This is a genomic window from uncultured Dietzia sp., assembly GCF_937873725.1.
Taxonomy (GTDB): Bacteria; Actinomycetota; Actinomycetes; order Mycobacteriales; family Mycobacteriaceae; genus Dietzia.
In genome coordinates this window covers 1-22,648 of the sequence record NZ_CALMYY010000039.1, presented here as the reverse complement: position 1 = coordinate 22,648, position 22,648 = coordinate 1, and the positions used below count along the sequence as shown (strand labels likewise).

At 69.3% G+C, this 22,648-nt stretch carries 21 protein-coding genes and 2 tRNA genes; 10 read left to right on the top strand and 13 right to left on the bottom strand.

Annotation, left to right across the window (positions count from 1 at the left end; all coding sequences use genetic code 11):
* Positions 1-15 precede the first annotated feature (15 nt).
* The 3 genes from Q0444_RS03255 to Q0444_RS03245 are packed head-to-tail and all read right to left on the bottom strand — an operon-like array spanning position 16 to position 2,933.
* Positions 16-714: a PaaI family thioesterase gene (locus Q0444_RS03255; RefSeq protein ID WP_291081322.1), complete on the bottom strand. Its 699-nt coding sequence runs from the start codon at positions 712-714 to the stop codon at positions 16-18.
* Positions 715-753: 39 nt separating this feature from the next.
* Entirely contained in the window at positions 754-1,473 is a 720-nt protein-coding gene (locus Q0444_RS03250) for a PaaI family thioesterase (RefSeq protein WP_291081324.1), read from the bottom strand.
* Positions 1,470-2,933 carry an FAD-dependent oxidoreductase gene (locus Q0444_RS03245; RefSeq protein ID WP_291081326.1) on the bottom strand — a complete coding sequence of 488 codons (1,464 nt, stop codon included), beginning with the start codon at positions 2,931-2,933 and terminating at the stop codon, positions 1,470-1,472. The genes Q0444_RS03250 and Q0444_RS03245 overlap by 4 nt, the downstream gene beginning before the upstream one ends.
* A gap of 53 nt (positions 2,934-2,986) precedes the next feature.
* Here Q0444_RS03245 and Q0444_RS03240 point away from each other — a divergent pair, with 53 nt between their 5' ends.
* Complete coding sequence (locus Q0444_RS03240) at positions 2,987-3,541, top strand: nuclear transport factor 2 family protein (RefSeq protein ID WP_291081328.1); 555 nt, start codon at positions 2,987-2,989, stop codon at positions 3,539-3,541.
* Positions 3,542-3,551: 10 nt separating this feature from the next.
* Positions 3,552-4,022, top strand: coding sequence for a hypothetical protein (locus Q0444_RS03235; protein ID WP_291081330.1), 471 nt, complete (start codon positions 3,552-3,554; stop codon positions 4,020-4,022).
* A 43-nt stretch (positions 4,023-4,065) separates the two neighbouring features.
* On the opposite strand, the gene Q0444_RS03230 is transcribed toward Q0444_RS03235, so the two are convergent.
* The 5 genes from Q0444_RS03230 to gyrA form a co-directional block, all read right to left on the bottom strand.
* Positions 4,066-5,280: an MFS transporter gene (locus tag Q0444_RS03230; RefSeq protein ID WP_291081332.1), complete on the bottom strand. Its 1,215-nt coding sequence runs from the start codon at positions 5,278-5,280 to the stop codon at positions 4,066-4,068.
* Positions 5,281-5,315: 35 nt separating this feature from the next.
* A tRNA-Ala gene (locus Q0444_RS03225) sits at positions 5,316-5,388 on the bottom strand.
* A 59-nt stretch (positions 5,389-5,447) separates the two neighbouring features.
* Positions 5,448-5,521 (bottom strand) — tRNA-Ile (locus tag Q0444_RS03220).
* A 57-nt stretch (positions 5,522-5,578) separates the two neighbouring features.
* Positions 5,579-6,130, bottom strand: coding sequence for a DUF3566 domain-containing protein (locus tag Q0444_RS03215; protein ID WP_291081334.1), 552 nt, complete (start codon positions 6,128-6,130; stop codon positions 5,579-5,581).
* 6 nt (positions 6,131-6,136) lie between these two features.
* Positions 6,137-8,665, bottom strand: coding sequence for a DNA gyrase subunit A (gene gyrA / locus Q0444_RS03210; RefSeq protein WP_291081336.1), 2,529 nt, complete (start codon positions 8,663-8,665; stop codon positions 6,137-6,139).
* Positions 8,666-8,870: 205 nt separating this feature from the next.
* Here gyrA and Q0444_RS03205 point away from each other — a divergent pair, with 205 nt between their 5' ends.
* Positions 8,871-10,184 (top strand): lipase family protein, encoded by a 1,314-nt coding sequence (locus Q0444_RS03205; RefSeq protein WP_291081338.1) that lies wholly within the window; start codon positions 8,871-8,873, stop codon positions 10,182-10,184.
* Between the two features lie 32 nt (positions 10,185-10,216).
* Here the strand turns inward: Q0444_RS03205 and gyrB are convergent, their stop codons facing one another.
* From gyrB to dnaA, 5 genes are all read right to left on the bottom strand, one after another.
* Entirely contained in the window at positions 10,217-12,343 is a 2,127-nt protein-coding gene (gyrB, locus tag Q0444_RS03200; protein ID WP_291081340.1) for a DNA topoisomerase (ATP-hydrolyzing) subunit B, read from the bottom strand.
* A 125-nt stretch (positions 12,344-12,468) separates the two neighbouring features.
* Complete coding sequence (locus Q0444_RS03195; protein WP_291081342.1) at positions 12,469-13,023, bottom strand: DciA family protein; 555 nt, start codon at positions 13,021-13,023, stop codon at positions 12,469-12,471.
* Positions 13,020-14,264: a DNA replication/repair protein RecF gene (recF, locus tag Q0444_RS03190; protein ID WP_291081344.1), complete on the bottom strand. Its 1,245-nt coding sequence runs from the start codon at positions 14,262-14,264 to the stop codon at positions 13,020-13,022. The genes Q0444_RS03195 and recF overlap by 4 nt, the downstream gene beginning before the upstream one ends.
* A gap of 26 nt (positions 14,265-14,290) precedes the next feature.
* Entirely contained in the window at positions 14,291-15,466 is a 1,176-nt protein-coding gene (gene dnaN, locus Q0444_RS03185; RefSeq protein WP_291081346.1) for a DNA polymerase III subunit beta, read from the bottom strand.
* A gap of 493 nt (positions 15,467-15,959) precedes the next feature.
* Positions 15,960-17,465, bottom strand: a complete 1,506-nt coding sequence (gene dnaA / locus Q0444_RS03180; protein WP_299021350.1) for a chromosomal replication initiator protein DnaA — start codon at positions 17,463-17,465, stop codon at positions 15,960-15,962.
* 532 nt (positions 17,466-17,997) lie between these two features.
* On the opposite strand from dnaA, the gene rpmH reads away from it, so the two are divergent.
* From rpmH to Q0444_RS03145, 7 genes are all read left to right on the top strand, one after another.
* Positions 17,998-18,141 carry a 50S ribosomal protein L34 gene (gene rpmH / locus Q0444_RS03175; protein WP_179524010.1) on the top strand — a complete coding sequence of 48 codons (144 nt, stop codon included), beginning with the start codon at positions 17,998-18,000 and terminating at the stop codon, positions 18,139-18,141.
* A gap of 18 nt (positions 18,142-18,159) precedes the next feature.
* The gene (rnpA, locus tag Q0444_RS03170) at positions 18,160-18,525 is read left to right on the top strand and encodes a ribonuclease P protein component (protein WP_299021343.1); all 366 of its coding nucleotides are present in this window, start codon (positions 18,160-18,162) and stop codon (positions 18,523-18,525) included.
* Positions 18,522-18,821 (top strand): membrane protein insertion efficiency factor YidD, encoded by a 300-nt coding sequence (yidD, locus tag Q0444_RS03165; protein WP_299021340.1) that lies wholly within the window; start codon positions 18,522-18,524, stop codon positions 18,819-18,821. Before rnpA ends, yidD begins: the two co-directional genes overlap by 4 nt.
* Positions 18,822-18,833: 12 nt before the next feature.
* On the top strand, positions 18,834-20,021 hold the full coding sequence (yidC, locus tag Q0444_RS03160; protein WP_291081356.1) for a membrane protein insertase YidC: 1,188 nt from the start codon (positions 18,834-18,836) through the stop codon (positions 20,019-20,021).
* 130 nt (positions 20,022-20,151) lie between these two features.
* Entirely contained in the window at positions 20,152-20,640 is a 489-nt protein-coding gene (locus tag Q0444_RS03155) for a R3H domain-containing nucleic acid-binding protein (protein ID WP_291081358.1), read from the top strand.
* Positions 20,641-20,807: 167 nt separating this feature from the next.
* On the top strand, positions 20,808-21,566 hold the full coding sequence (rsmG, locus tag Q0444_RS03150; RefSeq protein ID WP_291081360.1) for a 16S rRNA (guanine(527)-N(7))-methyltransferase RsmG: 759 nt from the start codon (positions 20,808-20,810) through the stop codon (positions 21,564-21,566).
* 109 nt (positions 21,567-21,675) lie between these two features.
* A complete protein-coding gene (locus Q0444_RS03145) occupies positions 21,676-22,608 on the top strand; it encodes a ParA family protein (RefSeq protein WP_299021336.1) in 933 nt (310 codons plus the stop codon).
* Positions 22,609-22,648: the final 40 nt, after the last annotated feature.

The following is a 22,648-nucleotide window of genomic DNA, read 5'->3' as shown; positions in this document are numbered from 1 at the left end:
CCGCGGGCGGGATGGTCAGCCCTCGATGGGCCGGCCGCGGTCGGCGTCGCGGATTCCCCTCGGCTCGATGAACAGGGCCTCGGCGGTGGCGCAGAGGGTGTCCCCGGCGTGCAGCGTGGCGCCGGCCCAGATCTTGCGGCCGTCGACCCGGTCCTGGCGGGCCTCGAAGCGCAACGGCGAGTACAGCGGCGTCGGCGATTTGTAGACCACCCGCAGATCCGCCGTCATGCCCACGCTCCCGGCCGCCGCGTTGGCCAGGCCCAGCATCTCGTCGAAGATCAGCGCGACGATCCCACCGTGCACGCACCCGGGAGGGCCCTGGTACTCGATGCCCAACCGCAGCTCGGCCCGCACGGTGCCGTCGGGGAACACCACCGGCTCCAGCGGCGGGGACACCGGGTTGCGGCTGCCGATCGCGGGGTTCGAGGCGATGTGCTCCGGCACGCCCCAGGTGGCGTAGTCGGCCGGCCGGACCTTGGTCCCCACGGCCTCCAGGTGGTCGACGAGAGCGCGGACGGTCGCCACGGCGTCGTGGACGTCCTCGTACACCGAACCCGCGACCAGACCCCGGAGACGACGCAGTTCGCGGGCGAGGGCGGTGGCGCCGGAGGCGTCGTCGACCTGGGGCAGGAACGGTGTTCCCTCCGTGGGGGCGGAGGCGGGGTCGGTCGTGCCGAGGGGACGGTCGTCGGGGGCGGTGCTGTCGGTGGTCACGGCCACAGAATCTACTCCGGCCCAGTCCCGCCCCCGCCGTCAGCCGTCGACAGGGCCCCGGACCATCCGGTCCCGGTTCTCCTGGAGCAGACCGTCGGGAGTGACGAACATGCCCTCGGCGGTCGCACACAGCCGGTCCCCCGCATGGATGGCGCCCTGCGCCCAGATCTTGCGTCCGTCCACCCTGACCTGCCGACCGGTCACCACGATCGGCTCGAGGATCGGGGTGGGGCTGCGGTAGTCCACGTCGAGGTACACGGTCATCCCGGTGCTGCCGGCGTGGTAGTTCACCCGGCCCAGCACGGCGTCGAACAACAGCGAGACCACGCCGCCGTGCACGCACGCCGGCGGACCCTGGTACTCCAGCCCCAACGTCACCTCGGCGCGCAGCGTCCCGTCCCCCAGCATCTCGAACCCCAGCGGCGGGGCCAGCACGTTGGACCGCCCGACCACCGGGCAGTTGGTGAGGAAGTCCCAGGTCGACCACGTGACGGACTGCCTGCGCTCCGGACTCGCCGACGCGGCCTCCAACCGGTCGGCCACCTCGCGCACCCGGTCGGTCAGCGGGGCGAGGTCCGTGTCGAACAACCCACCGGTGGTCAGCGCGCGGATCCGGCGGACCTGCTCGACGAGGGCGAAGAGGCCGGCCTCGTCGTCGTCGATCCGGTCGATCGGCTCGCCACCACCGCGCCCCGGAACCAGCGGTCCGAGGGCCACGGTCGGCCGGTCACGGCGCGGGACGACCGACGGCTCGCTCACGCCTCGGTCGTCCCGGTCGCGCCGGCCGCCCCGCGCCCGGCGCGCCGGCCGAAGAACGAGCCGTCGCCGAGGGAGGTGCCGGAGATGTACCCGTCGCCGTGGAGGCCGTGGGTGCAGCGGCCGGCGGCGAACAGGCCGGGGATGGCCTCGCCCGCGCGGTCCAGCACGCGCGAGTCGAGGTCCGTGTGCAGGCCGCCAAGGGTGAAGCCCTGCGCCTTGAGGGGCAGGCCGTTGTACGAGTCGGGCCCGCCCGCCCCGGTGGGGTACGCGCCGAACGGCGGCTCCAGCGGGCGGACCCACTGCGCGCTCTTGCCGAACTGCGGGTCCTCGCCGCGCTCGGCGCCGGCGTTGTAGCGGCGCAGCTGGTCCGCGAGCGCGTCGGCGGGCAGCCCGCAGTCCGCGGCCAGCTCCTCGATCGTCTCCGCGGCGTGCATTGGCTGCATGCCCCACAGCTCGGCCTCCGGGACGTCCTCGATCCCCTTCTCGTCGATGATCACCCACACCGGCGGCCGGCGGTGGTGGACCGCCGCGTGGCAGTACAGGCCGGGGTAGACCTCCTCGTTGATGAAGCGCTGGCCGTCGCCGTCGACGAGCATCGCGCCCACCACGAGGCGGGGGATGATGAGCATCGCGGTCTCGGTCTGGTGCATCCGGCGCACGGCGGCGCCGATCTCCATCCCCATCTCGATGCCCGACCCGTCGTCGCGACCGTCGGAGACCTTGTCCTTGCCCAACTGCTGGGGCGCCCACTGCTCGAGCATGCGGTCGTTGTCGACGAACCCGCCCGTGGCCAGCACCACGCCGCCGGTGGCGCGGTACTCGCGCTCCGCGCCGAACTCGGTGGCCCGGACCCCCACCACCCGGCCGTCCTCCACGATCAGGGAGCGGGCCTTGACGTCGCAGTGCGTGGTGACGCCCGCCTTGTCCGCCGTGGCCACGAGGGCGTCCATGAGCAGGCCGCCCGCGAAGTTGGGGGCGGGGGGGCGGTGGCCGCGCGCGGCCGGGGCGGCGGCGGAGGCGAACGGCTCGGCCCGCTCACCCATCCACATCAGCCCCGAGTCGTCGCCCGGCATCCAGGTGGGGGTGTCCCACAGTTTGTGGTTGAACACGGCGCCGTGCGCGACCAGCCAGTCGTGGTGCTCGCGCGACCCGGCGCAGTAGTCGGCGATCTTGGCCTCGTCGGCGTTGGGACCGAGCGCGGCGGTGAGGAACGCCCGCATGGCCTCCACCGTGTCGGGGATCCCCAGTGCCTCCTGGGTGGCGGTGCCGCCGCCGAGGTAGACCTCGCCGCCGGACTGCGCCGACGAGCCGCCGGGGCCGGAGGCTCCCTCGAGCGCCACCACCGACGCACCGGCCTCGGCGGCCTCGATCGCCGCGCACGCGCCGGCGATTCCCATGCCCACCACGATGACGTCCGCCGTCACCACGGTCGGACGACTGTCTGCACTGATGTCCGTCATATCATGCACCATACTTGCAACCTGTTTCAGGCGGTGCATTAAAGTCGGTGGACATGACCGACTCCGCCGATACGGCCCGCCTGGACGCCCTCGAGGCGAGGCTCGCCGCGACCGAGGCCGGGCTCGCCACCACCCGGGCGGAGCTCGACCGCGCCGCCGACGAGCTGGCGGTGCTGCGGATCCTCGCCGCCTACTCCCCCCGCGTGGACTCCGGCGACGCCGACGGCGTGGCCGACCTGTGGACGGAGGACGGCGTCTACGACGTCGACACCGGGATCCTCGAGGGCCACGAGGGCATCGGGGCGATGGTGCGCGGCGACGCCCACCAGGGACTCCTCGCCCACGGCTGCGGACACGTGCCGGGCCTGCCGGTGGTCCTGCTCGACGGCGACCGGGCCGTGGCGACCGGGTACACCCAGCTGGTGGTGCGGTCCTCCCGGCCCGGCCGGTACACCGTGATCCGGGTGACGGCCAACCGGTGGGAGCTCGAACGCCGCGGCCCCGCGGAGGCCGCCGACCGCGGGTGGCGGGTGGTCCTGCGGACCGCGCGGGCGGTGACGGACAGCGGCGAGGGCAGAGCCCTGCTCGGACGGTCCCGCGACAGGTAGCGTGGCCCACATGATCCGCCGTCCCACCGCGGTCCCCGACCCGACCCTCCGCGCGGGCAGGCTCGCGCTGCTCACCACGTCCGCGGCCCACCTGGGGTTCCAGGCGATGGTCACCTCGGTGGTCTATCCGACGCTCTTCGACGGCCCCGCGCACGGCATCGCCGAACGTCAGGCCGAACACGCCCGTCTGATCGCCCCGGTGGCCCTCGCGCTGTACGCCTCGTCGATCGGCGCCGCCGCGTGGACCACCTACGGATCCATCCGGTCCGGTGAACGCAGCGGCCTCACCCCCACCGTGATCGCCTGCGTCACCACCCTCGCGGTCCCGGCGATCACCGCGGGGGTCGTCCCCATCCACGTGGGGATCGCGCAGGAGCAGATCAGCCGGTCGCGTATCCGGGCGCTCCTGGCATCGGATCGGATCCGCACCGGTCTGGCCGCCCTCGGCGTGGCGGCGGCCGCGCAGGCGTTGAGCAGCTGACCCCCCGCACGGCCGGGTCACGCGCGGGGTTGAGTCGCGCTGTTCAGGCGCGCGGGCCGCGCGCCGCGGACCGCGCCACCGCCACCAGGGCCCCGATCGAGATCACCGAGACCGCCGCCACCAGCAGGTGGAAGGCGACGGCCAGCCCGATGACCTCCGCCGCCAGCGCGGCGACCACGGCCGGCACGCCGAGCGAGATGTAGGCCACCACGAACAGGGCCGAGAAGACCTCCCCGCGCGCGCCGTCCGGGGCGCTCTGGGCGACGAGCGTCGTGCCCATGAGGAACAGCAGTCCCATCCCGAGGCCGGTGACGATCGACGCCACCACGAACCCGGGAACAGACCCGGCCTCGAGCGTCAGCGACGCGGCGACCACTCCCACGAGCATGGTCGCGACGCCGATCACCACCCCCCTGCGCCACATCGACGGCCCCGCCCGGAGGTTCCACACCAGCTGCGCGATCGCGGCGGCGCCCTGCAGGCACGCCACCACGAGCCCGGTCACCAGGTAGTCGGACCGGCCGACGAGGTCCTTGGTGATCGCCCCGCCCAGGCCGAGGAAGACGCCCCCCACGGCCCAGGACACGCTCACGCACACCGCGGCCAGGGCGAACGCGGACCCGGTCTCCGCCGGCACCGCGATCCGCTGGACCCGGACCGCCTCCCGGAGGGTCGCCGGGCCGGCACCGGAGGTCTCGGGCACCACGAGGATCACGCCGACCAGCAGCGCCGCCAGCGCGACACCCATCACCACGTAGGGATGGACGAGGGGCGACGACGACGAGGTGGCCACGGCCCCGGACAGGAGGACACCGGCCGCGATGCCGAAATTGGTGGTGGAGCTGCTGGTCAGGGCGCTCGCACGAGCGTTCCTGGTGGGATGGAGCTCGATGAGCGCGGCGGCCGCCGAGCCCGTGACCAGCCCCACGCCCAGTCCCTGGACCACCCGGGCCGGGATCAGCCAGGCCACCGACGGCGCCGCGGCGAGCATCGCCATGCTCACGACCAGCAGCGCCAGGCCGGCGATCACCACCGGACGGCGGCCGATCGCATCGGAGAGCCGGCCCAGGAACAGCAGCGGGACCAGGACCGCCACCGCGTACACCGCGTAGACGACCGTGATCATCGTTCCGCTGGTCCCCCACGTCTCCTGATAGTCGACGTACAGGGGTGAGGGCGTCGCACTCGACATGAGTGCGGCGGTCACGACCAGCGCGATCAGGACGAACGGAGGCCACGTGCGAGGGGTGGTGTTCACGGGACGGGTTCCTGGGGTCGGTTCCGCGGAAGGGGTGGAGCCTAGGGGATTCGAACCCCTGACATCTGCCTTGCAAAGGCAGCGCTCTACCAACTGAGCTAAGGCCCCCTGCCTGCCAACAGTAACGCCGGACCGCGGTCAGCGATCCGGCGTCTGCCGTGCGGGGGTGGGCCTAGGAGGACTTGAACCTCCGACCTCCAAATTATCAGTTTGGCGCTCTAACCACCTGAGCTATAGGCCCTCGTACCGAAGCGTTAATCTACCCGACGCCCTCGCCGCCGCCCAAATCGGGGGACCGTCAGGTCCGACGATCGCTCAGCGTCACCTGGACGCCGCCGCCGGTCAGGCCCGCGGCCAGGTTGTAGATGAACACCGCCAGGGTGGCGAGGATCGACAGCAGCAGCACGTTGAGCAGCCCGACCCCGCCGCTGTAGAGGAAGATCGTCGACGGCCCGATGGCCGCCGCCGAGTCGTCACCTGCGACCCCGGACAGGAGTCCCCCGAGGCGGTCCCACACCCCCATGCCGGAGAGCAGCAGATAGGTCACGCCGATCGCCACCATCCACACCAGGTAGAGCGCGAACATCAGCCCGAGCACCGTAGTGAACGCCGACCAGGGGTCGATGCGCCGCAGCACGAGGACAGACTCCAACGGTCCCCGCCGCTCGGTCGGCGACACCATCGGCGCCGCACGCCCGGCCGCGCCACCCGAGTGGGCCGTGGACACCCCCCCGGACGTCCCCTCCGCACGGTGGTGGTCGGCGGCGGGGAACTCCGTGGTGGCGGCGGTTCCCGGGGCGGAGCCCTTCGGCGCCGGGCCGCTGCCGCTCGCCTCGGTCGGCTCGGTCATCGCCTTCTACTCCTTGTCGGAGCCGGCGTCGGGCCGGTCCTCGTCGTCGTCGTCGGGCTCGTCGGCGTTGCGGGCGATCGCCAGCAGCGAGTCACCCTCGGCGAGGTTCATCAGGCGCACGCCCTTGGTCTGGCGGCCGGCCTTGCGGACCTGCTTGGCGAACGTGCGGATGACGCCACCGCCGGAGGTGATGGCGTAGAGCTCGTCCTGCAACTCCACGATGGTCGCACCGACCAGCTTGCCGCGCTTGGGATCGAACATGAGCGTGAGCACGCCCTTGCCACCCCGGCCCTGGGCCGTGTACTCGCTCAGGGCGGTCCGCTTGGAGTACCCGCGCTCGGTGGCCACCAGGAGGAAGTACTTGTCCTGTTCCGAGTCCTCGCGGACCACGGACATGCTCAGCAGCGCGTCCCCGTCGTTGAAGCGCATCCCCATGACGCCGGACGTCGCGCGACCCATCGGGCGGAGCGTGTCGTCGTTGGCGTGGAACCGGATCGACTGGCCCTTCTCCGAGACCAGGAGGAGGTCGTCGTCGGGTCCGGCGAGGGCGGCACCCACCAGCTCGTCCCCGTCGCGGAGGTTGACGGCGATCAGGCCACCCGAGCGCGGGGAGTCGTAGTCCTCGAGGCGTGACTTCTTGACCAGGCCGTTCCGGGTGGCCAGGACCAGGTACGGAGCGTCCTGGTAGCCCTTGATCCGGATGACGCCGGCGATGCGCTCCTCCGGCTGGAAGGCCAGGAGGTTGGCCACGTGCTGGCCGCGCGCGGTCCGGCTGGCCTCCGGCAGCTCGTAGGCCTTCACGCGGTACACGCGGCCCTTGGTGGTGAAGAACAGCAGCCAGTCGTGCGTGGAGGAGACGAAGAAGTGCCGGACGATGTCGTCCTGCTTCAGCTCCGCACCTCGGACGCCCTTGCCGCCGCGCTTCTGCGCGCGGTAGAGGTCGGTGCGGGTCCGCTTGGCGTAGCCCGTCTCGGTGATGGTCACCACGACGTCCTCGCGGGCGATCAGGTCCTCGTCGGTGACATCGCCGTCGGCCGGGATGATCCTGGTCCGCCGATCGTCGCCGTACTTCTCGACGATCTCGCGGAGTTCGTCCGCGACGATCGAGCGCTGGCGCTCGGGCCGGGCGAGGATGTCCTTGTAGTCGGCGATCTCCAGCTCGATCGCGGCGAGCTGGTCGATGATCTTCTGCCGCTCGAGCGCCGCGAGGCGGCGGAGCTGCATGTCGAGGATGGCCTGGGCCTGGTCGTCGTCGATGTCGAGGAGCTCCTTGAGTCCCTCGCGAGCGATCTCGACGGTCTGGGACCGGCGGATGAGTGCGATCACCTCGTCGAGCGCGTCGAGCGCCTTCACCAGACCCCGCAGGATGTGGGCGCGCTTCTCGGCCTCATCCAGCAGGTACTGGGTGCGCCGGACGATGACCTCGATCTGGTGCGTGACATACAACCGCACCAGCTGGTGGAGCGGCAGCGTGCGGGGCACGCCGTCGACGATCGACAGCATGTTGGCGCCGAACGACGTCTGGAGTTGCGAGTGCTTGTAGAGGTTGTTGAGCACCACCTTCGCGACCGCGTCACGCTTGAGGGTGATCACGATGCGCAGGCCCACGCGATCGGACGACTCGTCGTCGATCCTCGAGATGCCCGCGATCTTGCCATCGCGAAGCTGCTCGGCGATCGACAGGATCATGTTGTCCGGGTTGACCTCGTAGGGCAGCTCCGTGATGACGATGACGGTGCGGCTGCCCTCCTCCTCGATGGAGGTCTTGCCCCGCATGCGGACCGACCCGCGTCCGGTGGCGTACGCGTCCTTGATCCCCTGGTCGCCCACGATGAACCCGTAGGTCGGGAAGTCGGGGCCCTTGATCCGTTCCATGCACGCGGCGAGCGCCACGTCGTCGTCGGCCTCCGGGTTCTCCAGCGTCCAGTAGACGGCCTCCGCGACCTCCCGGAGGTTGTGAGGAGGCATCTTGGTGGCCATCCCCACCGCGATGCCGCTGGATCCGTTGATCAGCAGGTTCGGCACGCGGGACGGCAGGACCACCGGCTCCGACGTCTTGCCGTCGTAGTTGGGCTGGAAATCAACCGTGTTCTTCTCGATGTCCCGCACCATCTCCATGGCCAGCGGGGTCATCTTGCACTCGGTGTAGCGCATCGCGGCCGCACCGTCGTTGCCGCGGGAACCGAAGTTCCCCTGCCCGTCGACCATCGGGTAGCGCATCGCCCACGGCTGGGCCAGACGGACCAGGGTGTCGTAGATCGCCGAGTCACCGTGCGGGTGGTAGTTGCCCATGGTGTCGGCGACGGGCTTGGCCGACTTCACGTAGCTGCGGTCGGGCCGGTAGCCGTTGTCCCACATCGCGTAGAGGATGCGCCGGTGGACGGGCTTGAGCCCGTCCCGGACGTCTGGCAGAGCACGCCCGACGATGACGCTCATCGAATAGTCGATGTAGCTTCTCTGCATCTCGGCCTGGATATCGACCGGCTCGATGCGGTCGTGACCCTCGGCGTCGGGCGGCAACGTCGTGTCCGTCATGGGCTCCTCTTCAGTCTCGCGCTCGAACCGACGCCTCCCGGGCACCGCTTCGATCAGCCCAGTCTATAGGTGCAGCGGAAACACCGAGAGACGGGCGCGCTGCCGACCCACGGATGCCCCTGGCACCGGCGTCCCGGCGGGCCTCCCGCGGCCACAGATGAGAAGATGCCCACCGCGGCGTCGGGGTGGGCGTTAACCTCCGTTCATGACCTCCGACTCCCGCACTCCCCGACGACGGCTGCTGGCCATGTCCGCGGCCGCGACCCTCGTCCTGGGCGCGGTGGCGACGAACCCCGCGCTCGCCGCGGCCCGGGACGTCGACCAGCCCGGCGGGTTCTACGACACCCGGCCACTGCCCACCGCTACAGCCGGGGAGGTCCTGCGCGCCGAACCCGCCGGCCTTCCGCTGGCCGTGACCGTTCCCGGCCTTCCGCCGCTGGCGTCCCCTCTCCCCGCCCGGGCCCAGCGGGTGATCTACCAGACCACCGACGTCGACGGCCGGCCCGTCGCCACCTCGGGTGCGTTCTACGACTCGACCGCGCCGTGGAACGGCCCGGGTCCGCGGCCCACGCTGATCCTCGGGCCGGGCACCCAGGGGCAGGGCGATGCGTGCGCGCCCTCGCGCACCATCGAGTCCGGCGTCGCGTCCAACCCCCGGTCCGGAGCGCCGATCGTGTCCTACGAGGAGGGATTCGCGCTCGCGCTCGCGGCGCAGGGCTTCCGCGTGATGCTCGTGGACTACATCGGACTGGGCACTCCCGGTGTCCACACCTACGCCGATCGCGTGGACCAGGCCCATGCCATGCTCGACGGCGCCCGCGCCGCGCAGCGGCTGATCGGGCACGGCTCGCCCATGGTCCTGTGGGGTCACTCCCAGGGCGGCGGGGCCTCCGCATCGGCCGCCGAGTCCGCTCCCGAGTACGCCCCGGAACTGGACATCCGGGCGGCGTACGCGTCCGCTCCCCCGGCGGACCTCCTGGCCGTGCTCGACCACATCGACGGCTCCAGCCTGACGGGTGCGATCGGGTTCGCGATCAACGGCATGGTCGAGCGGTACCCCGCGATCCGCCAGGTGGTGGACCGGCACATCAACGACGCCGGCCGCCGCGCCCTCGACGACCTGTCGGGGCTCTGCCTGGCCGACACGCGAGCCGCCTACGGTGGGCACAGCACCTCCGAGTGGACCACCTCGGGGCGCCGTCTCGGCGACCTCATTCGGGACGAGCCGGAGGCCCTTCGCGTCCTGGACCATCAGCGCATAGGTCGACGCGCCCCCGCCGTACCGGTGATGCTGGCCGGCGGGATCAACGACGACATCATCCCGCTGGGGCAGGTCGAGCAGCTGGGTCGCGACTGGTGCGCGCAGGGCACCCCTGTGCACTTCCGATACGAGACCACGCCGCTGGTCCCGGGGATCACCCACGCAGTGGCGGCCGCGACCAACTTCGCGCCCGCCCTGCAGTTCGTCAACGACCGGCTGGCCGGGATCCCCGCGCCCGACGACTGCGGGGGATTCTGACGACCGACGGCCCCACGCCCCGCGACGAGGGATCAGACGTCGAGGAACCGCACGTCGCGCGCGTTGCGCGTGATGAAGTTCCGTCGCGCGTCGACGTCCTCGCCCATGAGGATCGAGAACAGCTCGTCGGCGGCCGCCGCGTCGTCCAGGGTCACCTGCCGGAGGGTCCGGACCGCCGGATCCATGGTGGTCTCCCACAGCTCCTTGGGGTTCATCTCGCCCAGACCCTTGTAGCGCTGGATCCCGTCCTCGACGTTGATCCTGCGCTTGTTCTCCACGCCGAGCTTGAGCAGCTCGTCCCGCTCACGGTCCGAGAAGGCGAAGTCCGGCTCGCCCTTGCCCCACTTGAGCTTGTACAGGGGCGGCTGCGCCAGGTAGACGTAACCGTTCTCCACGAGCGGCTTCATGAACCGGAACAGCAGGGTGAGCAGCAGCGTCGAGATGTGCTGGCCGTCCACGTCGGCGTCCGCCATCAGCACGATCTTGTGATAGCGGAGCTTGTCTATGTCGAATTCCTCATGGATACCGGTGCCGAGCGCGGTGATGATCGCCTGGACCTCGGTGTTCTTGAGGACCTTGTCGATCCTGGACTTCTCGACGTTGATGATCTTCCCGCGCAGCGGCAGGATCGCCTGGAACATCGAGTCACGACCCGACTTGGCCGAGCCGCCGGCGGAGTCGCCCTCCACGATGTAGAGCTCGGACTTTGCCGGGTCCTTGGAGCGGCAGTCGGCGAGCTTGCCGGGAAGTCCGCCGATGTCGGTGGCCGACTTGCGACGGACCATCTCGCGGGCCTTGCGCGCGGCCACCCGGGCCTGGCTCGACGCGATGGCCTTGTTGATGATGACCTTCGCCTCGGCCGGGTTCGCCTCGAACCAGTGCCCCACGTTCTCGGACACCTGCCGCTGGACGAATCCCTTGACCTCGGTGTTGCCGAGCTTGGTCTTGGTCTGTCCCTCGAACTGCGGCTCCGAGACCTTCGCCGAGATGACGGCCGCCAGGCCCTCCCGGATGTCGTCGCCCGTGAGGTTGGCGTCCTTCTCCTTGATGAGCTTCTTCTCGCGCGCGTACTTGTTGACCAGCGAGGTCAACGCCGCGCGGAAACCCTCCTCGTGGGTACCGCCCTCATGGGTGTTGATGGTGTTGGCGAAGGTGTGGACGGACTCCGAGTAGCCGGAGTTCCACTGCATCGCGACCTCGACCTCGTGGCCGGTGCCCTTGCCCTCGAAGTACAGGATCGTCGGATGGATCGAGGTCTTGGACTTGTTGATCGCGGTGACGTAGTCCTTGAGCCCGTCGGGGTAGTGGAAGGTCCGCTTGCGTTCGCGCACCGCGACGGGCTTGACGTCCGCGGCGGCCTCCGCGTCCCCGCTCGCGCCGTCGACGAACGCCTTCTCGGCGTCCACCGCGTTCTCGACGTCCGAGCCGTCGTCGGATCCGGGCGCCGCATCGGAGCCGCGGCCCTCGCTGTCCGCGATGGCCTCGAGCTCCGCGGCCTTCTCGGCCCGGGCCCGCCGATCGGTCAGCGTGATGGTCAGGCCCTTGTTGAGGAACGCCATCTCCTGGAGACGGCGGGCGATCACGTCGAAGTCGTATTCGGTCGATTCGAAGATCTTCGGGTCGGCCCAGAACCGGACACGGGTGCCGGTCCCCTCCGCGGGGCCCGCGTCGACGAGCTCCGCCGGGACGGCGTAGTCGAAGTCCTGCTGCCACAGTCGTCCGTCGCGCTTGATCTCCACCTCGACCCGCGTCGAGAGAGCGTTGACCACCGAGATGCCGACGCCGTGCAGGCCACCGGAGACCGCGTAGGAGTCCGAATCGAACTTGCCGCCGGCGTGCAGCTGGGTCATCACGACCTGGACCGTCGGCATGCCCTGCTCGTGCATCTCGACGGGGATACCGCGCCCGTCGTCGATCACCTCGACGCCGCCGTCCTCCAGGAGCGTGACCTTCACGCCTGTCGCGTGGCCGGCCATCGCCTCGTCGACCGAGTTGTCGACGACCTCCCAGATCAGGTGGTGCAGCCCCCGAGGTCCGGTGGAGCCGATGTACATACCCGGACGGAGCCGGACGGCCTCGAGTCCTTCGAGAACGGTGATCGACGATGCACCGTAATCGCTCGAACCCTTCTTGCTGGCCTTGCTCTTGGCGTCCGCCACTTGCGAACTCCTCGCGTCTCGGGGGTATGTGACCGGCCCAGTCTACCTGCGACAACCCTGCCGGGGGCCACTGGCACGCCCTGATCCGACCGATGATCGTCCGCCGGACCCGCCCCCGGTCGAACTCAGCCGTACGTATCGCGTGGGCCGCGCCCGGACACGTGCAACGGCCCCATGCGCCAACTCGGCTTCTCGGGCCCGTCGATCTTCAGGCGACGAACATGACCCGGACCCATCGCCGCGGCGATCTTGCGAAGGATGTCCGCCGCCACCAGGCGGAGCTGGGTGGCCCACGCGGTGCTCGAGGCGCGGACGTACAGGACCCCCTCCTCCAGGCGCTCCGGGGTCGCGTGGGTCGCCACGTCTTCTCCGACGATGCGGTCCCACTCCGCGAACAGCCGGCCGGTGGTCACCTTGTCGTCCCACCCCCTCTTCTTGGCGACCTGGCCCACGAGACGGCCCAGGGGCTGCGGATCCCACGGATCGGCCCCCGCTCCCGTCCACCCACGTTTGCGCAGCCGCTTCCCGGATCCGACCGGAGCCGTGCGTCCACGACCCACCTGCTTGCCCTCCGCCCGCGCCCGGGATCGCGCGTCCTCGAGGGCCTGGCGCGCGATGTCATAACCCCGTTGTGGCGGGTCTGACGGTGTTTCCGGATGTGTGCCCCGGTCTGAGTTCACGGCCTGTCCTCACTGTCGGAATCGGCGTCCTCGTCGTCGTCGTCGTCCTCATCGTCCCCCGCGTGACACCCCCATGACGGCGTCATGGCCGAGTGACGATCCCCGCCCTCCCCCGTCATCACCACGTCGTGACGGACCCCCCGCAGCCCGTCCGGGACGTCCTCGCCGACCGCCGCGGTCACCAGGACCTGCTCGACCCCCACCGCGACCTCGGCCAGCGCCGCCCGCCGGTGCCGGTCGAGTTCGGCAAACACGTCGTCCAACATCAGCACCGGCTCGATGCCGTCCGCTCGGAAGAGGTCGAGCGATCCGAGTCGCAGCGCGAGCGCGAACGACCACGTCTCGCCGTGGCTGGCGAACCCCTTCGCCGGTTCGTCCCCGAGCGTGAGGATGAGGTCGTCCCGATGCGGGCCGACGAGGGAGAGCCCGCGGTCGATCTCCTCCTGCCGCCGCCGACCCAACTCCGCCAGGAGGACGGCCTCGGCGAGCTCCGGGTCCGTCAGGTCCGGCTCGTCCGGCGGGCCGGCGACCCGGAACCGGTAGGCCAGGCCGGCCGGCCTGGATTCCGGGGCGAGGCGGCGGTAGGAGTCGACGACGAGGGGGCGCAGCTCCTCGAGCAGGGCGATGCGACCGGCGACGATCCGGGACCCCAGCTGCGCCAGTCGTCCGTCCCACACGTCGAGCGTGTCGAGAGCGGCCGCCGCGTCCTCCCCCCGACCGCGCCGGAGCGTCGCGGACGCGGATTTGAGCAGCGCCGAACGCTGCCGCAGGACCGAGGAGTACTCGCCGAGGTCGCCGCCGAGGGCGGGGCGACGTTGCACCATGAGTTCGTCGAGGAGCCGGCGGCGTTCGGCGGGTTCCCCGCGGACCAGCGCCAGATCCTCGGGGGCGAAGAGCACGGACTGCACCACGCCGAGGATGTCCCCGACTCGACGGCACGGGGACGTGTTGAGCCGGGCACGGTTCGCCTTACCCGAGTTGAGGGCGAGTTCGACGGTGAGTTCGCGGCCGGCATTGTGGGCCAGCGCCCCGACCAGGGCCGTGTCGGCTCCTGTCCGGATCATCGGCGCGTCGGTGGCCACGCGGTGGGATCGAAGCGTGGACAGGACCCCGATCGCCTCGAGGACGTTGGTCTTGCCGTGGCCGTTCCGGCCGACCAGGGTGGTCACCCCCGGCTCCAGCTCGAGTTCCAGTAGCGGCCAGGAGCGGAAGTCGAGGAGCCTGAGGTGACGCAGATGCATGCCGGACCGGCTTCGAGGTGGGCGGCCTAGCCCGGCAGGCGGACAGGCATCAGCAGATAGGTGTAGTCCGAGTCCACGGGAGGGATCGCGCCGTCGGCCCCCGCGGAGGGCAGGGCCTCCGGGGCCGGGCGCAGGACGGCCGGCCTGCTGGCCTGCGTGAAGCCGAACGCGACCCGGTTCGAGTGGACGCTGCCGAGCCCGTCGAGCAGGTAACCCGGGTTGAACGCGATGGTCAACGCCTCGCCGATGAAGTCCACCGGCAGTGTCTGGGAGGCCTGTGCCGCGTCGTCTCCACCGGCGGAGAGCGCCAGCTCACCCTCCGAGAACGACATGCGGACCTGAACACCCCGGTCCGCCACCAGTGCCACGCGCTTGATGGCCTGGACCAGCGAGTCGACGTCCATGACCGCCATCGAGGTGTGCTGCGGCGGGAGCAGCTGACGGACCTTCGGGAACTCCGCGTCGAGCAGACGCGTGGTGGTCCGCTGCCCGGAGACCAGCACTCCCATGATGCCCTCCGCCCCGACCTCGGACCCGGCGCCCAGGCTGAGGTCGACGCGCCCGCCCTGTCCCGCCGATCGTGTCACCTCGGAGAGTGTCTTGGCCGGGATGAGGACCTCCACGGCGACGTCCTCGCGCCCCGGCTCCCACTGCAGGTCACGGATGGCGAGCCGGAAGCGATCGGTCGCGATGAGCGTGATCCGCGTGCCCTCGATCTCCATGCGAATACCGGTGAGCATGGGGAGCGTGTCGTCCCTGCCCGCCGCCACGGCCACCTGGCCCACGGCCTCCGAGAACTCGTCCACCGCGGCGGACCCGGTCACACCGGGCATGGTCGGGAGCTGAGGGTAGTCCTCGACCGGCATCGTCGGGAGGGTGAACTTGGCGGATCCGCAGGTGATGTGCATCTTCTGCGCGGTCACGGTGACCTCGACCGGGCGATCCGGCAACGCACGCGCGATGTCGGCGAGCAGTCGACCGGAGACCAGCGTGCTGCCGGGCTCGGTGACCTCCGCCGGCACCGAGACCTGGGCCGACGTCTCGTAGTCGAAGCCCGAGATGGTCAGACCCGAATCCGCCTCGATCAACACGCCGCCGAGGATCGGGACGGACGGGCGGGACGGCAGGGTGCGCGCCACCCAGGCCACGGAATCTGCGAAGTCCTCGCGGGTGACGCGGAACGTCGGATCCGTGATCTCCATCGATGACCTCTTTCGGGCGGGGCGGATACCGGGGTCGGCATCTGGACGGGTGGTCTCTTTTTCTCGTTCACACCGCGCCACCCGTTCGGGTCGGCCCGGCATCTCCATGAGAGTAACCGCTCCCACCGACAGCGGGAACACGGACTCCGGTAACCCGGTCAAGCGGACTCGCCGTTCCACATCCCTACTTCCAACTACAGATATATAGAGAGATAAGAAGTAGTAGTAGGTCCTGTGAAATTGTGAGCGGAGGGCGGGGATCGCAGGTGGGACCCGATTTCACCCTGTGAGCGCATTCGCGTGATCTTGTGATTTGCGTGAGGGCTCCGTGGAATCCCAGGAATCCGTCCACGCTCTGTCCACCGTTCGTCCACAGGAACCCACAGAGTTGTCCACAGGTGTGAAGGGTGTGCTTGATGGTGTGAACGGGGTCACATGTGTGTATCGATCGGGGAATCCGGGGGTGGGCCGGACGGATGGTCGGCGTCGACCGTCAGAGGGATCGCGAACGCTCTTTGATCCGGGCGGTGAGCTCCTGGATCTGGTCGTAGGTCCGCCGGTCGTCCTTGATCTCCTTGAGGATCTTGCGCTGGGCGTACATGACCGTGGTGTGGTCCTTTCCGCCGAAGGTGACGCCGATCTTGGGAAGGGAGAGATCCGTCAGCTCGCGACACAGATACATCGCGATCTGCCTCGCGCGGGAGAGGGAGCGGGTCTTGGAGGTGCCGCAGAGCTCGTCGATGCTGGTCGAGAAGAACTCCGCGGTGACCGCCATGATCGTGGCGGCCGAGATCTGGAGTGAGTCGTCGTCGGACACCACATCCCGGAGGACGACCTCGGCCAGCGGCACGTCGATCTCGTGTCCGTTGAGGGAGGCGAACGCCACGACCCGGATCAGCGCGCCCTCGAGCTCGCGGATGTTGCGTTGGACCCGGGTGGCGATCAGTTCCAGTACGTCGCGCGGCACCACGTACTTCTCGGACTTCGCCTTCTTGTCGATGATCGCGATGCGTGTCTCGAGCTCGGGAGGCTGGATGTCCGTGATCAGACCCCACTCGAACCTGGTTCGCAGGCGATCCTCCAGCGGTTGGAGCTGTTTGGGTGGTCGATCGGAGGAGATGACGATCTGCTTCTGGGCGTTGTGGATCGTGTTGAACGTGTGGAAGAACTCCTCCTGGACCTGCTCCTTGCCGATCAGGAACTGGATGTCGTCCACCAGGAGGATGTCCGCTTCGCGGTACCGCTTCTTGAACATGTTCTGCCGGCCGTCACGGACGGAGTTGATGAAGTCGTTCGTGAACTCCTCGGTGGAGACGTACTTGACCTTCTGGTCGGCGTACATCCGTAGGGAGTAGTGGCCGATCGCGTGGAGCAGGTGGGTTTTGCCGAGACCGGACTCGCCCCAGATGAACAACGGGTTGTAGGCACGGGCCGGCGCCTCGGCCACGGCCAGGGCCGCAGCCCTGGCGAAGCGGTTGGAGTTGCCCTGGACGAACGCGCTGAACGTGTACCGCTCGTTGAGGCCGGGAGCGGTGGCGGCGGACAGTGCCTCATCGAGGTCGCTCCCGTGCAGCAGCCGCTCCGCGGCGATCTGCTCCTCGGTCATCCGGGTGGGCCTCGACGTGGCCGGCGGCGTCTGTTCGGTGTCGGGTCGGTGGATCTCATCCACGTCGATCGGTGGGCTGTCATCGTCGTCACCTGCGCGGGCCTGACTGGTGGCCAACGACGTGTCGACCTTGACGGCCAGGTCCACGGGCTCGCCGAGCTGTGAACTCAACGCGCGGGTGATGGGACCTCGGAGGACCGACTCGATGTTGTCGCGGGCGATCGTGGACGGCGCGGCCAGCATCGCGAATCCGTTCACCACGGCGATCGGCTGGACCAGTCGCAGCCACGCCTGTTGCTGACGGGACAACACGGGGTTGTCGTCGCTGGCCAGGGCGGGATCGGTCAGCTTGTCGAGGACCGCACTCCACACGTGTTCGAGTTCAGGAGACACTGTGGGTGGTCTCCTCTCGTCTGCATGTGATGAACAGCGGTTGACGGGGTCGTCGACCGAGCCGGGCACCACACTCTATCCACAGGCTCGACCGCTGGTCCACTGAGGTATCCACATGGTTGTCCACAGCTGTGGACGGGAGACTCCTCCCGTGGTCTCGGGCGAGGTCGCCGACGGCGAGGGTGTGACGTGGTGCGGTTCGGGATCACATTAGGCGACCCTGCTCGGGCGTACTGATGAACGACCGTAACAACCCGGTGAACTCGTGAGCAACCCTCAAGATCAACTGGAGGGCACAAGTCAAGCATCCGGGTCTCCGGCGTGTCGCGCCGGCCTGGGATGTGGTGCTCATGAGGTGAATGTGATTACGCAGTTTGGTGGCCGCCGCATCGGGCGCGTAATCTTGAACAGTCTGTCACGCGCCCGTGAGGCGTGTGGCGCGTCGTGGTGTCGCCCGTCGGTGGTGCCAGGGACGACATCAGGTACTCGATAGGGCGCTCCAGCGGCGCCGACTTCACGTGAGGAGCCAACCATGGCCAAGGGCAAGCGGACTTACCAGCCGAACAACCGTCGTCGTGCCAAGGTGCACGGTTTCCGTCTCCGGATGCGCACGCGCGCCGGCCGCGGGATCGTCGGCGCTCGTCGCCGCAAGGGCCGCGCGTCGCTGACGGCCTGACCCGGGCCGGGGTGGCGGATGCTTCCCAGGTCCCACCGTCTCCACCGATCCGCTGACTTCGCGGAGGTGGTGCGTCGGGGTGCCAGGAAGGGTCGCCGCACCATGGTGGTACACGCCCACGTGGACTCCTCGGATGTCCGCGTGGGCGGTCCGCGTTTCGGGCTGGTCGTGAGCAAGGCCGTCGGGGATTCGGTGACTCGTCACCGCGTCAGCCGGCGGCTTCGCCATATCGCGGCGGAGCTGCTCGGGGAGACGGAGACCGACCTCCTGGTGGTGATCCGCGCGAATCCCGCCGCGGTGCGGGCGACCCCGGAGGAACTGTCGGCGGACCTGCGCACGGGTCTGTCGTCGGCCGCCGCGCGAGCCCGGCGGTCGGCGACATGAGCACGGAGCGCCCGGGTCCCGTGGCCAGGGTCTTCTTGTGGATGCTGGACTTCTACCAGAAGGGCATCTCACCGCTGACGCCACCGAGTTGCCGATTCGAACCCACCTGCAGTGCGTACGCGGTGGAAGCCGTCCGCGTCCACGGGGCCTGGCACGGCTTCTGGCTCGCGCTGTGGCGGCTGCTGCGATGTGGGCCGTGGACGCCGGGCGGCTGGGATCCGGTCCCCGAGCCACGAGCCCCCGACCCGCCGGGCGAACAGCCACACGAGCATCCCGACCCTCCCGAACGAAGCTAGGACCCATCACCGATGTCGTTCATCACCAACCCTCTGGTCTACTACCCGATCTCCGGGATCCTCTGGTTCTGGCACAAGATCCTCGGGTTCCTCGGCGGACTGCTGCCGTGGGTGGACGCCCCGGACTCCAACGGGGTCATCTGGGCGTTGTCCGTGATCTTCCTCGTGATCACCCTGCGCATCCTGCTGTTCTGGCCGGCCGCCAAACAGATCCGCTTCTCCCGCAAGATGCAGGAGATGCAGCCGCGGATGAAGGAGCTGCAGAAGCGCTACAAGAACGACCGCGAGAAGCTGGCCGTCGAGACGCGCAAGCTGCAGAAGTCGGAGGGGTTCAACCCGCTCCTGGGCTGCCTTCCGATGTTCATCCAGATCCCGGTCTTCCTCGGTCTGTTCCATGTGCTCCGCTCGTTCAACCGGATGGGAGAGCAGTTCGGCGCGCTCGGCATGACCGCCGAGGAGACGAGGAATACCGGCAACTACGTCTTCAACGCCGGTGATGTGCAGAGCTTCCTCGACGCGCGTCTGTTCGGAGCACCGCTCTCGTCGTTCATCTCCCAGCCGGTCGAGCAGTTCCAGGCGTTCGTGGAGCCCGGCGCGATGCTGGACTTCGAGCGGTGGAACATCATCGTGGTGGCGATCCCGTTGATGATCGTCTCGGCGGTCACCACGCACCTGAACGCGCGGATCTCCCTGTCCCGCCAGTCCCCCGAGGCCGCGGCTAACCCGCAGGCCAAGATCATGAACCAGCTGATGCTGTGGGCGTTCCCGATCGGCATCCTGGTCACCGGTGCGTTCTGGCCGATGGCGATCCTCGTCTACATGGTCACCAACAACCTGTGGACCCTCGGTCAGCAGTACTACCTGTTCGAGAAGATGGCCAAGGAGGACGACGCCGCCGCCCTGAAACGTCGGGAGGAGCAGAAGTCCCTCGCGCCGAAGGTCGGGGTCAAGCCGACCAATCAGAAGAAGGCGCGGGGCGCCGCGTCGGAGAACGCGGCGACGAGCGCCCTGATCGTGGAGGGGGCGGCCGTTCCGGTCGACGACGACGAGGTCCCCGCCACGACCGGGTCCGAACCCGCCCCCACTCCGGGGGCGGCCCCGCGTCCGGGCCAACGTCCGCAGCAGCCGGGACGCAATCGCACGCGGCCTGCGCCCAAGGGAGGCGGAGGCGGCGGCAAGGGCAAGAAGAAGAAACGCTGACCCCTCGAGGGGTGTGACGCGGACAAGGTCCCCGATGCTTCGGCATCGGGGACCTTGTCCCATACTTGGGGGAAGTGTTTCGCCGGCCCGGACGGGCCAGGCGGTCGGCGGTGATGACGGAGGCAGATCCATGTCGAAGAAGAACATCGAGGTGTCCGAGGAGCGTCTGGTGGAGGAGGGCGAGGTGGCCGGTGACTACCTCGAGCAGCTGCTGGACATCCTGGACTTCGACGGGGATATCGATCTCGACGTGGAGGGAGATCGCGCGATCGTCAGTATCGACGGCGGAGAAGATCTGGATTGTCTGGTCGGTTCTGATGGTGCCGTCCTGGACGCGATCCAGGAGTTGACCCGTCTGGCCGTGCAGCAGGAGCTGGGTGACCGGAGCAGGCTGATGCTGGACATCTCGGGATGGCGTGCCGCCAAGCGGGAGGCACTCACCGATTCCGGCCGCGTCGTGGCACAGCGCGTTCTCGAGTCGGGCGAGCCGGAGGAGATGGAACCCATGACGCCGTTCGAGAGGAAGATCATCCACGATGCGATCGCGGAGATCGACGGGGTGTCCTCGGATTCGACCGGGGTCGAGCCCCGGCGGCGGGTGGTGGTCCTCCCCGGGTAGGAGCGATGGCCGGTCTCACACGGCATGAGCCCGAGAGGTTGGTGGGGGTGGGATCGCGGAGCCCGAGCCGGTGCCGCATCCCCGCTCGATAATGACAGCAGTGTGATTCGCGGATGTTTCACGTGAAACACCGTCGCGAAATCTGGTCGTGAAGGGACGGAAACTCCATGGACGAGCACCCCAGGTCCGAAGCGTCACGTGACATCGAACAACCGGGCGAGGCGGATCCGTCCGTTCCGGTGGACGCTGCCCCACCGACGCCCGCCGGTGCGGCCGAGGTCTTCGGTAGCCGCCTCCATCTTGCCGAGCGCTATGTGGAGATCCTGGCGTCGGCCGGTCTCGAGCGCGGTCTCATGGGTCCGCGCGAGCGACCACGGTTGTGGGACCGTCACGTCCTCAACAGTTCGGCCGCCGCGGCCCACCTCGCCCAGGGAGAGACCGTCGTCGATATCGGGAGCGGGGCCGGCCTGCCCGGGATACCCCTGGCCCTGGCGAGGCCGGACCTGCGGATCACGTTGGTCGAACCCCTGCTGCGGCGGGTGACGTTCCTCGAGGAGGTCGTGGATGAACTCGGGATCGAGGTGACGATCGTCCGTGGGCGCGCCGAGGAGAAGGCGGTCGTGGCGAGGGTCGGTGAGGCCGACGTGGTGACGTCGCGGGCCGTGGCTCCGCTGTCGAGGCTGGCCGGCTGGTCCGCTCCCCTGCTGCGCGATGGCGGCCGGATGGTGGCGCTCAAGGGGTCGTCATCGGCGGAGGAACTCCTGCGGGATCGGGCTGCGGTGCAGAGGGCGGGCTTCGGGGATCTCCGCGTCGAGGTGGTGTCCGCGCCCGATGCGGAGGAGACGAGGCTGGTGATCGGCACACTCGCGGCTAGGATGGGTAACCGTGGATCGCGTTCTCCCGGCGGGGGAAAGCGCCGTAGGTGAAGCGCTCCGCGTCCCGGCCGGGACGTGTCTGTTTCACGTGAAACACTGGATCCGGCCGCATCAGGCATGACGTGCCGAGGCGCTCCTCGGGAAAGTCGAAAGGTGATGGATGTCCGACGACGAGACCCCGATCTTCGCCGCTGCACGACAGGCGAACGAGGTCCTGCACGGTGGAGCCCCGGCGCTGCCCCGACCGGAGAAGCCGCGGATCATCACGATCGCCAACCAGAAGGGCGGGGTCGGCAAGACCACCTCGACGGTGAACCTGGCAGCCGCGTTGGCGCTCGGTGGACTCGGCGTTCTGGTGATCGACATGGATCCACAGGGCAACGCGAGTACGGCACTGGGGGTCGATCATCGCGAGGGGACTCCGTCGAGCTATGAGTTGCTCATGTGGGAGCAGGCCCTCGAGGACCTGATGCAGAAGAGTCCCCACGCCGATCGGTTGTTCTGCATCCCCGCCACCATCGACCTCGCCGGCTCGGAGATCGAGCTGGTGGGCCTGGACCACAGGGAACGCAGACTCGCCGAGGTGCTGGTCCCAGACGATCTCCAGTCGCTCGGCATCGACTACGTCCTGATCGACTGCCCGCCGTCTCTGGGACTGCTGACCGTCAACGCGATGGTGGCGGCCCGTGAGGTGCTCATCCCCATCCAGTGCGAGTACTACGCGCTGGAGGGTGTCGGGCAGCTACTGCGCAACGTCGAGCTGATCCAACAGCATCTCAACCGATCGCTGGTGATCTCCACCATCATGCTGACGATGTACGACGGGCGTACCAAGCTCGCGGAGCAGGTGGCGGGCGAGGTCCGGAAGCACTTCGGCGAGACCGTCCTGAGGACGGTTATTCCCCGAAGCGTGAAGGTGTCGGAGGCCCCGGGGTACGGGATGACGATCCTGCAGTACGACGCGGGGTCGAGGGGGGCGCTCGCCTACCTCGACGCGGCCCGGGAATTGAACGGTCGGTCCGACCGGGTGGCCGCGCTGGACGGCGCCGGCGCGTCAGAGAGCAGTGCGAGTGGTACGGAGGAGATGCGATGAGCCAGCAACGCAAGGGCGGGCTCGGCCGGGGTCTGGCCGC

Bases quoted from the DNA above. Each gene is read 5' to 3' on its own strand.
- recF (WP_291081344.1), bottom strand. From the start codon at position 14,264: ATGCATCTGCGTCACCTCAGGCTCCTCGACTTCCGCTCCTGGCCGCTA.
- gyrA (WP_291081336.1), bottom strand. From the start codon at position 8,665: ATGACGGACACGACGTTGCCGCCCGACGCCGAGGGTCACGACCGCATC.
- Q0444_RS03240 (WP_291081328.1), top strand. From the start codon at position 2,987: ATGACCGACTCCGCCGATACGGCCCGCCTGGACGCCCTCGAGGCGAGG.
- rpmH (WP_179524010.1), top strand. From the start codon at position 17,998: ATGGCCAAGGGCAAGCGGACTTACCAGCCGAACAACCGTCGTCGTGCC.
- dnaN (WP_291081346.1), bottom strand. From the start codon at position 15,466: ATGGAGATCACGGATCCGACGTTCCGCGTCACCCGCGAGGACTTCGCA.
- yidC (WP_291081356.1), top strand. From the start codon at position 18,834: ATGTCGTTCATCACCAACCCTCTGGTCTACTACCCGATCTCCGGGATC.
- Q0444_RS03155 (WP_291081358.1), top strand. From the start codon at position 20,152: ATGTCGAAGAAGAACATCGAGGTGTCCGAGGAGCGTCTGGTGGAGGAG.
- rsmG (WP_291081360.1), top strand. From the start codon at position 20,808: ATGGACGAGCACCCCAGGTCCGAAGCGTCACGTGACATCGAACAACCG.
- rnpA (WP_299021343.1), top strand. From the start codon at position 18,160: ATGCTTCCCAGGTCCCACCGTCTCCACCGATCCGCTGACTTCGCGGAG.
- Q0444_RS03215 (WP_291081334.1), bottom strand. From the start codon at position 6,130: ATGACCGAGCCGACCGAGGCGAGCGGCAGCGGCCCGGCGCCGAAGGGC.
- Q0444_RS03235 (WP_291081330.1), top strand. From the start codon at position 3,552: ATGATCCGCCGTCCCACCGCGGTCCCCGACCCGACCCTCCGCGCGGGC.
- Q0444_RS03245 (WP_291081326.1), bottom strand. From the start codon at position 2,933: ATGACGGACATCAGTGCAGACAGTCGTCCGACCGTGGTGACGGCGGAC.
- yidD (WP_299021340.1), top strand. From the start codon at position 18,522: ATGAGCACGGAGCGCCCGGGTCCCGTGGCCAGGGTCTTCTTGTGGATG.
- Q0444_RS03205 (WP_291081338.1), top strand. From the start codon at position 8,871: ATGACCTCCGACTCCCGCACTCCCCGACGACGGCTGCTGGCCATGTCC.
- Q0444_RS03145 (WP_299021336.1), top strand. From the start codon at position 21,676: ATGTCCGACGACGAGACCCCGATCTTCGCCGCTGCACGACAGGCGAAC.